We start from the raw sequence: 15,192 nt of genomic DNA, 5'->3' as shown, positions 1-15,192 counted from the left end.
ATTTACTGTTTTAAAGCCATTGAAAGGAGACACAAGGGGGACTAAAGGGGACTGGACGGTTTGCGCCCTGTTATATCTTTGCAGAGTCATTCAGACAAAACGGAATGGCAAACAGATAACCTTTATTTTTTTAACCATTTAACCTTTAACCATTATGGCTTTAGAGTATGTAGTAACAAAAAGAGTGTTCGGCTTTGACAAGGACAAAAACGAAAAGTATGTAGCAAAGTCGGTTCGTTCCGGCAGAGTAAGTTTTTCCAAGATGTGCGGCAAGGTGAGCCGTCTTTGCGGAGTTCACCGCAAAGTAGTGGATCTGGTCGTCAGCGGTCTGGTCGATATGATGGCAGAGGACATTGACGACGGAAAGAGCGTTCAGATGGGTGAGTTTGGCATCTTCAGCCCTACCATTCGTACTAAGAGTGCGGATGATGAGAAGGAAGTATCGTCTAAGTCAATCGTCCAAAGAAAGATCCTCTTCTATCCTGGAAAAATATTCAAGACCACGTTGGATGATATGAGTATTACCCGTCGTGCGGAATTGGATACGGATTATACGGACGGAAGCAGTAACAATGGCAGCGGCAGTGAGAAACCTAATCCCGGTGGGGACGGAGGCAAAGATGACGAAGAAGCCCCGGACCCGACTGTATAAGTCTTTTGTACTTTCCTTTTAGATATTAGTCAGAGCGGGAAAGGCTTATTGAGAAGTAGTAAATGCACAGATGATCGGTTATACTCGATTTTCTGTGCATTTTTTCTTTATATAACGCCTTGGCGCATCTATTGTTTCCTCCTTATCGTCTTCTAAACTTGCAAATTCGTTCCAATCGTTTCACAGAACCTTCCATGTCCTGTTTTTTGTTCTGCTAGCATGATTTAGTTTATATTATAACTTCTATATTTGTTCACAGAAACGAACAATTATGAAAAACGGAATCTATACATGCGTTATTCTCATGGCATTTCTTGCTTTATCAGAAAGTGTGTATGCAGCGATTCCGGTTCTCACGGTTGCGAGTGACACTATCAGGCGGGTGGTGATATATTTCGATAAGGAAGAAACAGATGTTGATTTCAGTTATAAAACTAATAGTCACGAAATTAATGTTTTAGATTCTTTGCTTGAAGAAAGAATAAATTCAAGATATATCACTGCGCTCAATGTGGTCACTTTTGTATCGCCTGACGGAGATTCGGTTTACAATGCCGCATTATCTGTCCGAAGAAACAATTCGATGAGAGAGTTCTTAAGGCAACGTTATCCGTATGTTGATGCCGAAAAGATTAAACTTACTTCGGAAGGAGAAGATTGGTCTGAACTTCGTAAGTTGGTGGCGTCGGATTCAGACTTGCCGGACCGGGAAGAAGTCTTGATGTTGATAGATTATCATCGGGATAACACTGTGAAGCGAAAAGAACTGTTGCAGAAGTTGAATCAGGGAATGGCTTACCGATACATTGTCCGCAATGTGTTGCCTAAGTTGAGACGCGCTGAGATTACGGTTGTCCGGGAGGTTCCGGAAATGGAAAAGAATACTTTTGAACCGGTATCTTCTGTCTCCGGATTGTTTGTTTCAAAGCAGGAAGAGGCGCTTCCGAGCGATCAACCTGATAAGCCGGAGGGAGAAAGTAAAGAGAGTATGGCTTATGAGGTGGTAGTGTCGGAGGCAGAAGGGCCGGTTGAAAGTAAAACGGTGCTTGCAGTGAAGAATAATCTGTTGTACGATTTGGCGTTGGCGCCGAATCTAGAAGTAGAGATTCCGGTAGGCAAAAGGTGGTCTTTAAATGCTGAATACAAATGTCCGTGGTGGCTGAACAGTAAACATGATTTCTGTTATCAGCTTCTTTCGGGAGGAGTGGAAGGACGTTGCTGGTTGGGCAATCGTCAGAAGCGCAACCGGTTGACAGGACATTTTGTTGGGCTTTATGCTGAAGGTGGAATTTACGATTTCCAGTGGAAGGGAGACGGTTATCGGGGCGATTATTACGGAGCTGCGGGAGTGACCTACGGGTATGCGCGGCAACTGGCTCGCCATCTGTCGCTCGAATTTAGCTTCGGCATCGGGTATCTGACAACAGAATATAAGAAATATACTCCTTATGAGGGGGATATCGTGTGGACAACTAGTGGACGTTATAACTTTATAGGTCCTACCAAGGCGAAAGTCTCTCTGGTATGGCTGATAAAAAGAGGGAGATAAGGACGTTATGCAAGATACAAGATACATACTTCTTGTGCTTCTGTCCTCGCTGCTGATGCTGACCGGATGTAGCCGTCGCGAACTATTGGATGATTATCCCGTAAGCGGGGTAGATATAAAGTTAGATTGGAACGGTATTACCGATAAGTTGCCGGAAGGGGTTCGGGTGATTTTTTATCCGAAGAGTGCGGAAGGCAGAAAGATTGATACATACCTTTCAGTAAGAGGTGGAAAAGTAAAGGTGCCGCCGGGGCGTTACTCGGTAGTGGCTTACAACTACGACACTGAAACGGTGCAGATCAGAGGAGAGGAAGCCTATGAGACGATTGAAGCATTTACAGGCTATTGCAATGGTCTGGGAATAGCGGGAACGGAAAAAATGGTATGGGGACCTGATCCCTTATGCGTAGTGCAGATCGATGATTTACATATAGCGAACAGTGAAGAAGAGCTTCTACTGGATTGGAAACCGAAATTAGTGGTAAAGACCTATTCTTTCAAGATCAAGGTGGAAGGGCTGGAATATGTTTCTTCAATCGTTGGCTGTGTGGAAGGTATGGCGGGTTGTTACTGTTTGGGCAGATGTTGCGGGATAATGAACGATGCTCCTATTTACTTTGAAGCGCAAGGACGTTCGGGCGAAGTAACGGGTAGTTTTACTGCTTTTGGGTTACCGGAAGGGGCGATGAGTCGGGCAGGTCTTGCTATAAAGTTGACGCTGGCGTTTGTGAAAGTGGATAATACGGTACAGAAGATAGAGGTTGATATAACGGATGTGATTGTCAATTCGGAGAGTGGTGAAGGGGGAGGCAACGATGAGCCTTCTAAAGATATAGAGTTACCGCTTGACGATGATGAGGTGAAGGTTGATAAGCCGGAGAATCCGCCTGGTGGTGATGGCGGTATTGGTGGTGATGTTGGTGATTGGGGGGAAGAGGAGGAGGTGCCTTTACCTGTAGTTTGAGATAAAGCATAAGCAAAATATAACAATATTATAAACTTAAAAAATACGATTATGAAAAAGGTATTATTGGCGATTGCAGCAGTTGCAACAATTACAAGCTGCTCACAGAATGAAGAGTTTGAGAATCCGGGACAGAAGGCGGAGATTAATTTGGGTACAGTTGTTAAAACGGCATCAAGAGCCGTAGTAACGAATAACACAACATTTCAATCCTTCAAAGTAAGTTCTTTTATTGTAGCGAGTGACTTTAATTTTGTAACAACGTTTCTTGGTTCTCCATATATGGATGGAGTTGAATATACAGGAGGGCAAAATAGTTGGACTACTACAGATTCTAATAAGTATTATTGGCCTACAGGTAAGAATGTGCAGTTCTTCGGATATCCAAATGATTTAGCGTTGGCCCTTCCGACTGAAGCAACTAAAGGATATCCAACTCTTGCTTTTACTATTGGAGCAACTTCTTCAGCACAAACAGATTTAGTAGTTGCATCTGAAAATATGGCTAAACCAGAAGGTAACACAGCCACCTTGAATTTTAAGCATATTCTTGCCAAAATTAATTTCTCTTATAAGCCGGAAGATGTGGATTACATCTATAATATTACTAGTATAAAAATTACTGGTGTAAAGGGTGGAGCAGCTATATATACTTATGCCAAAAATGTTACTGATGGAACTTGGAGTGTTGGTGAAACTGTAACAGATGGATATATTTATCCAATATCTGTAGCAGAAACTGCAAAGGATGGTTTTTATAATTTAGACTCGACAGATGGATCGTTAATGTTATTACCTCAAGATGTTGCGGGTGCGATAATTAATATTACATATAAAACGACTAAAACAATCAATGGTGTTGAAGAAACATTCTTCAATGATACGAAGACAGTAACTCTTCCTGAGAATTCTAAATGGGGTGTAGGTCAGAGCATACGTTATAAACTAACTTTGCCTGTTGGAGCAGAGCAGATAGGTATTGCTACAGATGTAAAAGACTGGGAGGATGAGACACCTGAAACGCCTAATATAGATTCTCCAATAGCTTAAATTTAAAATATTACAAGTCTCGTAAAGATGAAAGTGTAACAACCGTAGGTTTAGCTTAGCGAAATCTACGGTTGTATACTTTGTAAATTTGTATCTTATGAATATATGTTTGAATACAATATCTTATATCTCTATATAACCTCTTTTTCACTTTTCTTCTTCTTTTTTATTGCCATCTAAAAGATTTCATATATTTTTGTTGCAAACAGGAACAAATCAAACGCCAACACAAATATATGTCATCAATCTGTCAGGGTACTTGGGATTGTCAGAACTGTCCGAAAGCCGTAGACAATGCTATTATTCACACTACTCATACAAGGGGTTACCATCAACCAGCCCGGAGGTGTGAAGATAATTTCATCCTTTTTTTGATAAAGGGAGAGCTCTTGGTTAATAGTCAGGAGTATGCAGGTACGATGTTGAAAGCAGGTGAATTTATTCTTCAGGCTATTGGTTCAAAATACGAGATGCTTGCGATGACCGAGTGCGAATGTATCTATTATCGTTTTATCCAGCCGGAACTATTCTGTGACTTCCGTTTCAATCATATCATGAAGGATGTACCTTCTCCGCTTATCTATTCTCCTTTAAAGATAATTCCTGAATTGAAATACTTTTTGGATGGTTCCAAATCCTATTTGAGTGAAAGTAAGGTTTGCCGGGATCTGCTGTCTTTAAAGCGCAAAGAACTGGCGTTTGTGCTAAGCTACTATTATTCGGATTATGACTTGGCCAGCTTAGTGCATCCACTCTCGAAATACACTACCACTTTTGAATATTTCGTCCTTCAGAACTATAAGAAAGTAAAAACGGTAGAAGAACTGGCCCAACTTGGCGGCTATACCGTCAGCACCCTGCGGCGTATCTTCAATAACGTGTTCCACGAACCGGTATACGAATGGATGCAGGCACGACGTAAGGAAGGTATTTTGGACGAGTTGCTTAATACAGACAGCAGTATCTCCGAAATATGCTATAAATACGGCTTTGAATCTTTGCCACACTTCTCCAATTTTTGTAAAAAGTTCTTTGGAGCCTCTCCACGCATGCTTAGAACGAGTAAAAAGCCTGTCTGAAAATTTTTTAGAGAGAAAGTCAAATAATCTTTTTTTTCTTTGTGGGTATAACACATTTGTTGTATATTGCTAGCTGTTTCCCTTAAAACCAGTCTAATACATCTTTATTTTAAAGTCCGATCACTTCAAATAAAGCCATGACAAGGCGGACACGGAAATTTTATTTTTTATTTCAACGAATTTTAATCGAGCTTCCTGAAAAAAAGAAGAATACCATTAGTAGATTATGCTGAAATGGGTGAAAAATAAGAGTGTGTTTCTATGTATAATACTTTTTCTGTGTCATACACTCATGCTGCGTGCGCAGGAGATCATAAACATTTCCCTTTGTGACGGAGAAGATGCCACATGCAAAATCAGAGAAGCCGTCATGAGATCCCGGTCGGATCAGATTAAAATCGTATTTCAAAAAGGAGTCTATTATTGCTTGCCGGATTATGCCGTTGAGAAATATTGCGCTATCTCCAATCATGGGAACGGGAGCAAAAAGATATTGTTCTCTTTAGAAAATTACAAGAGTGTGGAAATTGTCGGGAATGGAGCAACTCTGTTGTTTCACGGTCAGATAATGCCTTTTCTGTTCGAGAACTGCCAGTCGGTAAGCGTGAAAGGACTGACCATTGACTGGGATATTCCGTTTACTTTCTTAGGTGAAGTAGTCAGCGTTAATTCCAAAGAAGGATGGAGAGAGATCAAGCCTTTCAAGGAAGGATTTTCCTGGAAGTTGGAGAAAGGCGAGATCAAATTTCCTTGTATCGACGGATTTAATTATACATGTTTGGGAAGCACGCTTCCTTTTGAGAAAGGAACCAAACGGGTGGTGCATGGTGCTATCGACATCGATAGCGAACCGTCCAGAGTAGAGCGGGCCGAGAACGGCAATCTTCGCATTTATGAGAAACTTCATTATTATCCTCCCGTAGGCTCTTTGCTCAGTTCGAAGGGAGATCGTGATCATGACCGCTATGCGCCGGCTTTTGATTTTAAAGAATGCAGGAGTATCAGCCTGGATAGTATCACCATCCATCATGCCTTGGGGATGGGCTTCTTGTTTGAACGATCGGAAAATATCCGGATACTGAACTCTCAGGTCGTTCTTCCTGAACATACTCAGAGAGTTATCTCCACAACCGCCGATGCTACCCATTTTGTCAACTGTAAGGGAGATATATTGATTGAAAATTGTCGCTTTGAGAATATGCTCGATGATGGAACGAATGTGCACGGTACGTATGTTGAAGTGGATAAGGTTATAGATGACCATACGGTTCGTGTTGTTTTGAAACATTTCGAACAGTCAGGCTTTAAATTTGCAGGAAAGGGGGATGACGTCTGGTTTATTCTCCATCCCTCTCCGCAACGTCAGGCGGTAAACACCGTGGACAGTGTATTCACCTTGAACGAGCGTTTTATCCGGTTGTCTTTTACCAAACCACTCCCTGCCGGATTGAAGAAAGGTGATATGCTGGAAAACAAGACATGGAACCCTGCTTTCACGATGCGGGGATGCACCATCCGGAATCACAGGGCACGCAGCGTTATTCTGAAAACTCCCTTAAAGACAGTCATCGAGAATAACTATTTCTCTTCGATGATGTCGGCTATCCTGCTCCGTGGAGAGACTCATTTCTGGTTTGAGTCCGGAGCGGTGGAAGACGTCCTGATACAGAACAATACATTTGAGAATTGTGCCGATTGCGGTACCAGACACGCTGTTCTGTATGTTACCCCGCGACTGGGTAAACAGTTCGACCCGACACAAACTTATGACCGTAACATACGATTTATAAACAATACAATAAATAGTTTTAATCCAAGAGTCATCTGGGCAGATCGTGTTGAGGGATTGTTGGTGAAAGGTAACCGCATCATCCGCAATACGGAGAAGGAGCCGATCTTTCCCCGCGACCCTGTTTATGAACTTGTTAACTGCCGGAATGTCCGGATCGAAGATAATCTATATTCCGGTAAAGCACCTTTCACTTTGTTGAAAGCGGATGCGGTATCGCAGAAAACATGTAAGATATCTCCTTGACAGAGTGGATAAGATAGCTTCCTTAAATGATGGTGGACGATTTTCCCCAGCCTGAGGGTAACAACAGTTTGAGTCTTATAATAACACGTAAAACTATAGTATTAATTTAAAAAAGTATGTAATGAGAACGAATCGAGCATTTAAAGAATTTTGTGTGTTGGGTGGTTTGGCATCTTCTGTTTGCGGAGTAGCTCAGGAGCGGCCGAATATTGTTGTCTTCCTTGTAGATGACATGGGACTTATGGATACTTCGGTCCCCTTTCTCGCTGATGAGAGCGGCCAGCCGGTGCGTCATCCTCTGAATGACTGGTATCATACTCCGAATATGGAGAGACTGGCCAAACAGGGTATTTGTTTTTCTACCTTTTATGCGCAGAGCGTGAGCTCCCCTTCCAGAGCCTCCATCATGACCGGACAGAATGCGACCAGGCATGGAGTCACTAACTGGATTAATGCCGAGAGCAACAACCGGAATCCTTTCGGACCGCTCCAATGGAACTGGAAAGGGCTTAGAAAAGACATGCCTACCATGCCGAAAGTCCTGCAACAAGCTGGATATAAAACCATTCATGTAGGAAAAGCACATTTCGGCTGCATGGGCAGCGAAGGAGAGAATCCGCAGAATATCGGCTTTGATGTAAACATTGCAGGTTCCGGCATCGGACATCCCGGCAGCTATTATGGCGAATGGGGCTATGGCCATATCAAAGGAGAAAGAGGAAGAGCAGTTCCGGGTTTGAAGAAATATCACGGCACAGACACTTTCCTGAGTGAAGCGCTGACTATCGAAGCGAATCGGGAAATCACCAAAGCCGTTGAAGAAAAACGGCCTTTCTATCTGAATATGGCTCATTACGCAGTTCATTCACCTTTCCAGGCAGACAAACGTTTTTTGTCACGCTACACTGATCCGGACAAGAACGAGCAGGCAAGAGCTTTTGCTACGTTGATAGAAGGCATGGACAAATCATTAGGCGACATCATGGATCAACTCGAAAAGCTGGGAATTGCCGAAAACACGCTGATTATCTTTTTAGGGGATAACGGTGGTGATGCTCCATTGGGAGATGAACGCGGCTATGGTTCTTCCGCTCCGCTGAGAGGAAAAAAGGGGACGGAGTTCGAAGGCGGTATGCGTGTTCCTTTCATTGCAGCCTGGGCAAAGCCTGAGAAGAAGAGCAAAGTACAGAAGCATCTGCCTATTGAAATAGGAGGTATGCAGACACAACTGGCTACAATCATGGATATCTATCCGACAGTTCTGTCTGTGGCAGGATGTGAAGTTCCTCAAAACTACGTGATAGACGGATTCAATCTGAAAAAGCAACTGAGCGGTAAGGTGGACAAGAAGCGCCCCGAGTCTTTCCTGATGCACTTCCCTCACGCACACCGCGGCAGCTACTTCACATCCTATCGCGTAGGCGACTGGAAGTTGATTTATTATTATCTTCCCCAGACTCCGAAGCAACCCAAAGCTTTGCTTTACAATCTGAAAGATGATCCGGAAGAAAGAAACGAACTGTCTGCGGCCCATCCGGATAAATGCAGAGAGATGATTCGGGAAATGTCTGCCCAGCTGGAAAAGGAAGGAGCTCTTTATCCGGTGGATAAACAAGGAAATGAGTTAAAGCCTTTTGTTTACTTTTAATAAATGTCGATTTAGGTCGGAATAAGATACTAACAAATAGTCTATAAATAATTGGTCAGTAAAAAGAAAATCCCCCGTGGCGTTAGCCAACGGGGGATTTATGCTATTAATCAAATCAAGCTCACGCTTAGTCTTTCAGTTTAGCGATGATGAAGTCGCGGTTCAGGCGGGCGATGTTGCTGATAGAGATGTTCTTCGGACATTCAGCCTCGCAAGCGCGGGTGTTGGTACAGTTACCGAATCCGAGTTCGTCCATCTTAGACAACATAGCTTTTGCACGGCGCAGAGCTTCCGGTTTACCTTGCGGAAGCAAGTTCAGCTGGCTGACCTTTGCCGAAACGAACAACATGGCAGAACCATTCTTACAAGCAGCTACACAAGCACCGCAACCGATACAAGAAGCGGCATCCATAGCTTCGTCAGCGATGGGCTTCGGGATCAGGATAGCGTTGGCATCCTGCGGAGCACCTGTACGAACGCTTACGTAACCACCGGCCTGCATGATCTTGTCATAAGCAGTACGGTCTACCATCAAGTCCTTGATGACAGGGAAACCGGCCGAACGCCAAGGTTCAACAGTGATGGTGTCACCATCGTTGAAACGGCGCATGTAAATCTGGCAAGTAGTAGCACCTGTAGCAGGACCGTGCGGATGTCCGTTGATGTAAAGAGAACACATACCGCAGATACCTTCGCGGCAGTCGTGGTCGAATACAACCGGTTCTTTTCTTTCGCTGATCAGCTGTTCGTTCAGAATATCCAGCATTTCGAGGAAGGAAGTATCACCGGGGATATCTTTCATTTGGTAGGTTTCAAAAGCGCCTTTAGCCTTCGGGCCTGCTTGACGCCATACCTTCAGTGTAAATGATATATTTTTATCCATTTTCGTCTAATTCTTTTAAATGTTTAACTTCACCGATTAGCTCTTGTAGTTACGGGTCTGAACCTTGATAGCTTCGTATACCAGCGGTTCTTTGATCAATACAGGAGCCTTTTCATCGTCACCCTGATATTCCCAGCAAGCTACGTAGAAGAAGTTTTCGTCATCACGTTTTGCTTCTCCTTCTTCAGTCTGGTATTCTTCACGGAAGTGACCACCACAACTTTCGTTACGGTTCAATGCATCGTAAGCAACGAGCTCGCCCATCGTGATGAAGTCGTACAGACGGATAGCCTTGTCGAGCTCTACGTTCATACCTTCCTTAGAACCGGGGATAAACAGATTGGTTTCGAATTCCTTGCGGACTGCTTTCAGTTCGGCGATACCTTTCTTCAGGCCTTCTGCCGTACGTCCCATACCTACGTATTCCCACATGATGTGACCCAGTTTCTTGTGGATAGAATCAACTGATTCTTTACCCTGGATGCTCATGAACTTGTCAATCTTAGCCTGAACTGCCTTTTCTGCTTCGGCAAATTCGGGAAGATCGGTAGAGAAACGAGGAACAGTAATCTGATCTGCCAGATAGTTCTGGATAGTGTAAGGCAATACGAAGTAACCGTCGGCCAGACCTTGCATCAATGCGGAAGCACCGAGGCGGTTTGCACCGTGGTCGGAGAAGTTACATTCACCGATAGCGAACAGACCCTTGATGGTAGTTTGCAGTTCGTAGTCTACCCAGATACCACCCATTGTGTAGTGGATAGCCGGATAAATCATCATCGGATTATAATATTTCACACCACTGATTTCTTTTGCCAGTTCGCCCGGATTAACGTCAGTGATTTCTTCATACATATCGAAGAGGTTGCCATAACGCTGGAGCACTACATCAATGCCCAGGCGGTTGATAGCTTCAGAGAAATCGAGGAATACGGCCAGACCTGTGTTGTTCACACCGAAACCTGCGTCGCAACGTTCTTTAGCCGCACGGCTGGCAACGTCACGCGGAACCAGGTTACCGAATGCCGGATAGCGGCGTTCCAGGTAGTAGTCGCGGTCTTCTTCAGGAATATCGCTTCCCTTGATTTCGCCTTTCTGCAATTTGATAGCGTCTTCTTTTTTCTTCGGAACCCAGATACGACCGTCGTTACGCAGAGATTCGGACATCAGAGTCAGTTTGGACTGCTGGTCACCGTGTACCGGGATACAAGTCGGGTGAATCTGAACGTAAGCAGGGTTAGCGAATACAGCACCCTTGCGGTAGCAAGAGATAGCAGCTGTACAGTTACAACCCATAGCGTTGGTAGACAGGAAGTAAGCGTTACCGTAACCACCGGTAGCGATCACTACGGCGTGGGCAGCGAAACGTTCCAGTTCGCCGGTGATTAAGTTCTTGGCGATGATACCGCGTGCACGTCCGTCGATGATCACAACGTCCTGCATTTCATAACGGGTGAACAACTTCACCGTACCTACGTTTACCTGACGGCTCAGTGCGGAGTAAGCACCCAGCAAGAGTTGCTGACCGGTCTGGCCTTTAGCGTAGAATGTACGTGATACCTGTGCGCCACCGAAAGAACGGTTGTCCAGTGTACCGCCGTATTCGCGTGCGAAAGGAACACCTTGTGCCACGCATTGGTCGATGATAGCGTTGGACACTTCGGCCAGACGGTAAACGTTGGCTTCACGTGCACGATAGTCACCACCTTTTACTGTATCGTAAAACAGACGGTAAACGGAGTCACCATCATTCTGATAATTCTTTGCAGCATTGATACCACCCTGTGCAGCGATAGAGTGTGCACGGCGCGGAGAGTCCTGAATACAGAAGTTGAATACTCTGAAACCCATTTCACCGAGGGATGCAGCAGCAGAAGCACCTGCCAGACCCGTACCCACAACGATGATATCCAAACGGCGTTTATTAGCGGGGTTCACCAATTTCTGGTGAGCTTTATAGTTGGTCCATTTCTCAGCCACCGGGCCTTCTGGAATTTTTGAATCTATCTTGATCATAATATTATTTACAATTTAATCATTTACAATTTACTATTTAGCAAGCACCGCCACAAAGGAGTGATTTCACGAAGAATACCACTACTACGAGTGCGAAACCGAGTACTACAATCGTAGAGTAGATGTTAGAAATACATTTCCAACGATTGATCCATACCTTGTTGTTCCATCCCAGTGATTGCATGGAGCTCCAGAAACCGTGAGTCAGGTGGAACCACAAAGCAAACAGCCAAATGAGGTAGAGCACTACATAAACCGGACAAGAGAATGTCTGCTGGATGTGATATGCACCGTTTGCCGCATAAGCCAGCGTCAGTGTATCAGCGTGCATGTCCAGGTTGTGCATCAGTTCCGGCAACTGCATTTTTGCCCAGAAGTTGAAGAGGTGCAAACCGAGGCCTACGATAACGATAATGCCTAACACCAACATGTTTTGAGAAGCCCACTCTACAGTTTTCGGTTTGTCGACCACTGCATAGCGTTCGCTACCGCGCGCTGTGCGATTCTGCATTGTCAGCCAGAACGCGTAGATGATGTGAATAATGAAAAGAGCAGCCAGTGCTGCGGTAGCTACCAGCGCATACCAGTTTGCTCCAAGGAATTCACAAATCATGTTGTAACCATCAGCCGAGATGATTGCAACTAAGTTCATCGCCATGTGAAATGTTAGAAACAGGACAAGGGCGATACCGGTAACGCTCATCACCACTTTCCTTCCTACAGATGAATTACTTAACCACATAAATGATTGAATTTAAATTATTTAATTGTTAGAACTAAAATTTCGACGTTTTACACCTCTTACAGACTGCAAAAATAGGGGAAATAGATTGATTGACCAAAGAATTAAAGAAATAATTCCTTAATCGGTGATCTTTCCGATTTTTTCGCCATTGGCCGCTTTCTTGCGCAAGGCGCGCGGGGTGTCTCCGAAGGAGTCTTTGCAGAAGTGTGCAAGGTGGGACAGCGAGTCGAAACCATACCGGTTGCAAATCTCCGTAATCCGCATTTTAGAGTGCTGGAGGTCTTCGAGGATGCCTTCCCGTTTTTTCTCCAGCATCCATTCGTAGACGGGCACGCCGTATAAGTTTCGGAAGAGACGGCGGAAAGTGGTGGTGGTATAGCCTCCCAGATGTGCAAATTCTTCGACGTTCTTCACTTTGCTGTAATTCTGCATGACAAAGTATTGGAAACTTTCCGTATAGGTGCTGATCGGGTAGAAGAAGGCCCGTAGCTGGGGCAGGGGATAGTAATTGGTGATCATATACACCATTTCCTGACATTTCAGGTCGATATATTTGCCGCAGGCGGGTGTCGATTCGTCAAGGTATGCGGCTACGTCGTTGATGAGATAGAACAGACGCGGGTTCATCACCATTGGGGTGTAGGTCAGCGGGCCTTCTGCCTGGTCAATGATTTCACGGTAACGGTCTTCGCATAGCAGCGGCAGCTCGTTGAACCAGAAAAGGATGTATGATACGTCCGTCAGTGCCAGTATCTCGTATTTTGAGCCGATGGCTTGCAGGATAAACTGTTTCTCGTGTAGTGTCGTTCCGGGATGTTCGTCACTGTTGATCAGCAATTCGCCCTCGATCATGAAGAGCATACAGTTTTGCGTGCACTTATCCTTCGGAATATGCTGCCCTCTGAGCAGATTTCTGTGAATAAGAGTACTTTCCATCGCTTTGGGACATCCTGAGCAATCTGTATGTTGGGCACAAAGTGAGTCTTTTGACATGGGTTTTATCCGTGAATCGTTATCTACAGGGACAAAGATAGTCGTTTTTTGTGAAAATAAAATTCTTTCTTCCATTATGTTTTAGCAGAAACGGGGATATGATTGTCTTTATTATGACAGGGTAGAATATTATCATTAAAAACACAATCATATTATGAAGAGCAAAAACGTATTATTGGGTATGGCCGGTGTGGCTATGTTTTCTTCCGGGGCTATGGCCCAAAAGCCTGCGAATATCATTCTGATCAATCTGGATGATTCGGGCAACGGAGATTTCTCGTGCCGCGGAGCGATCGGTTATCAGACTCCCCATATCGACTGGATGGCCGCTAACGGAATGTCGATGAATAACTTTTATGCCGTGCAGCCTATCAGCGGCGCTTCGCGGGCGGGGCTGATGACCGGCTGTTATCCGAACCGTATCGGCTTCGCCTATGCGCTCAATCCGGGCTCGCCGTATGGCATCAGCGAACAGGAGGAGACGATAGCGGAGTTACTTCGTGATAAGGGATATGCTACGGCTATTTTCGGCAAGTGGCATCTGGGAGACGAGAAGAAATTCCTTCCGCTCCAGCATGGCTTCGACGAATATTACGGATTGCCTTACTCGAACGATATGTGGCCTTTCCATCCTCAATATAAGTTTCCGGACCTTCCTCTGATCAAAGGGAATGACATTATCGGTTATAACACGGATCAGACAAAGCTGACGACCGATTATACCAATTATGCGGTTGACTTCATCCACCGGAATGTGAATAAACCGTTCTTCCTCTATCTGGCGCATTCCATGCCGCATGTTCCGCTGGCGGTGTCGGATAAGTTTAAGGGGAAAAGCGAACTGGGACTGTACGGAGACGTGATGATGGAGCTGGACTGGAGCATAGGGGAAATCTTGCGGACCATCCGCGAGGAAGGAATAGAGGATAATACGCTGGTCATTCTCACGTCCGACAACGGGCCGTGGGCTAATTACGGAAATCATGCGGGTTCGTCCGGCGGATTGCGTGAAGCGAAGGCTAATACGTTCAACGGGGGTACGCGTGTACCTTGCTTCTTTTATTGGAAAGGGAAGATTCAGCCTGCCAGTGTCTGCAATCATGTGTATTCCAATATCGATATTCTGCCTACTTTAGTGGAGATTTCGGGAGCGAAGATGCCAAAATTGAAGATAGACGGAGTGAGCATGCTGCCTACGCTGACGGTAGACCCCACTATCGCGGCCCGCAAATATCTCTGTTTCTATTATCATAAGAACTCTTTGGAAGCGATTACGGACGGAAGATATAAATTGGTGTTCCCTCACAAATATGTGTCTTATGATGGACAAGTGCCGGGGAACGACGGACTGCCCGGAGAACTGGGCGAAGGTGAAGTGAAGGAATGCGAACTGTACGACCTCCGTCGGGATATGGGCGAACGGGTGAACGTTATCAGTCAGCATCCGGAAGTGGTGAAGGACCTGACTAGAGAGGCGGAAGTATGGCGTGACGAGCTTGGCGACGACCTGACCGGACGTCAGGGAAAGGCGCGGAGAGAAGCGGGTAAGTCGGTTAAGGCAGCTAAATAAATACAATT

General features: G+C 45.0%; 12 protein-coding genes. 8 read left to right on the top strand and 4 right to left on the bottom strand.

Annotated elements, in window-relative coordinates:
- Nucleotides 1–154: 154 nt before the first annotated feature.
- The 7 genes from ACHLI0_RS13060 to ACHLI0_RS13030 all read left to right on the top strand — a co-directional run bounded on the left by ACHLI0_RS13060 (nt 155) and on the right by ACHLI0_RS13030 (nt 8,977).
- Nucleotides 155–652: an HU family DNA-binding protein gene (locus ACHLI0_RS13060; RefSeq protein WP_490749338.1), complete on the top strand. Its 498-nt coding sequence runs from the start codon at nt 155–157 to the stop codon at nt 650–652.
- Between the two features lie 271 nt (nt 653–923).
- Nucleotides 924–2,201, top strand: a complete 1,278-nt coding sequence (locus tag ACHLI0_RS13055) for a DUF3575 domain-containing protein (RefSeq protein ID WP_490749337.1) — start codon at nt 924–926, stop codon at nt 2,199–2,201.
- Between the two features lie 7 nt (nt 2,202–2,208).
- The gene (locus ACHLI0_RS13050; protein ID WP_490749336.1) at nt 2,209–3,165 is read left to right on the top strand and encodes a DUF5119 domain-containing protein; all 957 of its coding nucleotides are present in this window, start codon (nt 2,209–2,211) and stop codon (nt 3,163–3,165) included.
- A gap of 51 nt (nt 3,166–3,216) precedes the next feature.
- Nucleotides 3,217–4,215 carry a fimbrillin family protein gene (locus ACHLI0_RS13045; RefSeq protein WP_490749335.1) on the top strand — a complete coding sequence of 333 codons (999 nt, stop codon included), beginning with the start codon at nt 3,217–3,219 and terminating at the stop codon, nt 4,213–4,215.
- A 236-nt stretch (nt 4,216–4,451) separates the two neighbouring features.
- The gene (locus ACHLI0_RS13040) at nt 4,452–5,294 is read left to right on the top strand and encodes a helix-turn-helix transcriptional regulator (RefSeq protein WP_055218992.1); all 843 of its coding nucleotides are present in this window, start codon (nt 4,452–4,454) and stop codon (nt 5,292–5,294) included.
- 292 nt (nt 5,295–5,586) lie between these two features.
- Nucleotides 5,587–7,329, top strand: a complete 1,743-nt coding sequence (locus ACHLI0_RS13035; RefSeq protein WP_258970664.1) for an alpha-1,3-galactosidase-related protein — start codon at nt 5,587–5,589, stop codon at nt 7,327–7,329.
- A gap of 121 nt (nt 7,330–7,450) precedes the next feature.
- Nucleotides 7,451–8,977, top strand: coding sequence for a sulfatase (locus ACHLI0_RS13030; RefSeq protein WP_258970662.1), 1,527 nt, complete (start codon nt 7,451–7,453; stop codon nt 8,975–8,977).
- A gap of 127 nt (nt 8,978–9,104) precedes the next feature.
- On the opposite strand, the gene ACHLI0_RS13025 is transcribed toward ACHLI0_RS13030, so the two are convergent.
- The 4 genes from ACHLI0_RS13025 to ACHLI0_RS13010 all read right to left on the bottom strand — a co-directional run bounded on the left by ACHLI0_RS13025 (nt 9,105) and on the right by ACHLI0_RS13010 (nt 13,614).
- Nucleotides 9,105–9,860: a succinate dehydrogenase/fumarate reductase iron-sulfur subunit gene (locus tag ACHLI0_RS13025; protein ID WP_008761731.1), complete on the bottom strand. Its 756-nt coding sequence runs from the start codon at nt 9,858–9,860 to the stop codon at nt 9,105–9,107.
- A 36-nt stretch (nt 9,861–9,896) separates the two neighbouring features.
- Entirely contained in the window at nt 9,897–11,876 is a 1,980-nt protein-coding gene (locus ACHLI0_RS13020; protein WP_490749334.1) for a fumarate reductase/succinate dehydrogenase flavoprotein subunit, read from the bottom strand.
- A gap of 37 nt (nt 11,877–11,913) precedes the next feature.
- The gene (locus tag ACHLI0_RS13015; protein ID WP_008761733.1) at nt 11,914–12,618 is read right to left on the bottom strand and encodes a succinate dehydrogenase/fumarate reductase cytochrome b subunit; all 705 of its coding nucleotides are present in this window, start codon (nt 12,616–12,618) and stop codon (nt 11,914–11,916) included.
- 120 nt (nt 12,619–12,738) lie between these two features.
- The gene (locus ACHLI0_RS13010) at nt 12,739–13,614 is read right to left on the bottom strand and encodes a helix-turn-helix domain-containing protein (RefSeq protein ID WP_490749582.1); all 876 of its coding nucleotides are present in this window, start codon (nt 13,612–13,614) and stop codon (nt 12,739–12,741) included.
- Nucleotides 13,615–13,768: 154 nt separating this feature from the next.
- On the opposite strand from ACHLI0_RS13010, the gene ACHLI0_RS13005 reads away from it, so the two are divergent.
- A complete protein-coding gene (locus ACHLI0_RS13005) occupies nt 13,769–15,184 on the top strand; it encodes a sulfatase family protein (RefSeq protein WP_055218987.1) in 1,416 nt (471 codons plus the stop codon).
- Nucleotides 15,185–15,192 lie beyond the last annotated feature (8 nt).

The organism is Bacteroides sp. RCH18, assembly GCF_058231005.1.
This window is presented reverse-complemented; position numbering and strand designations above follow the sequence as displayed.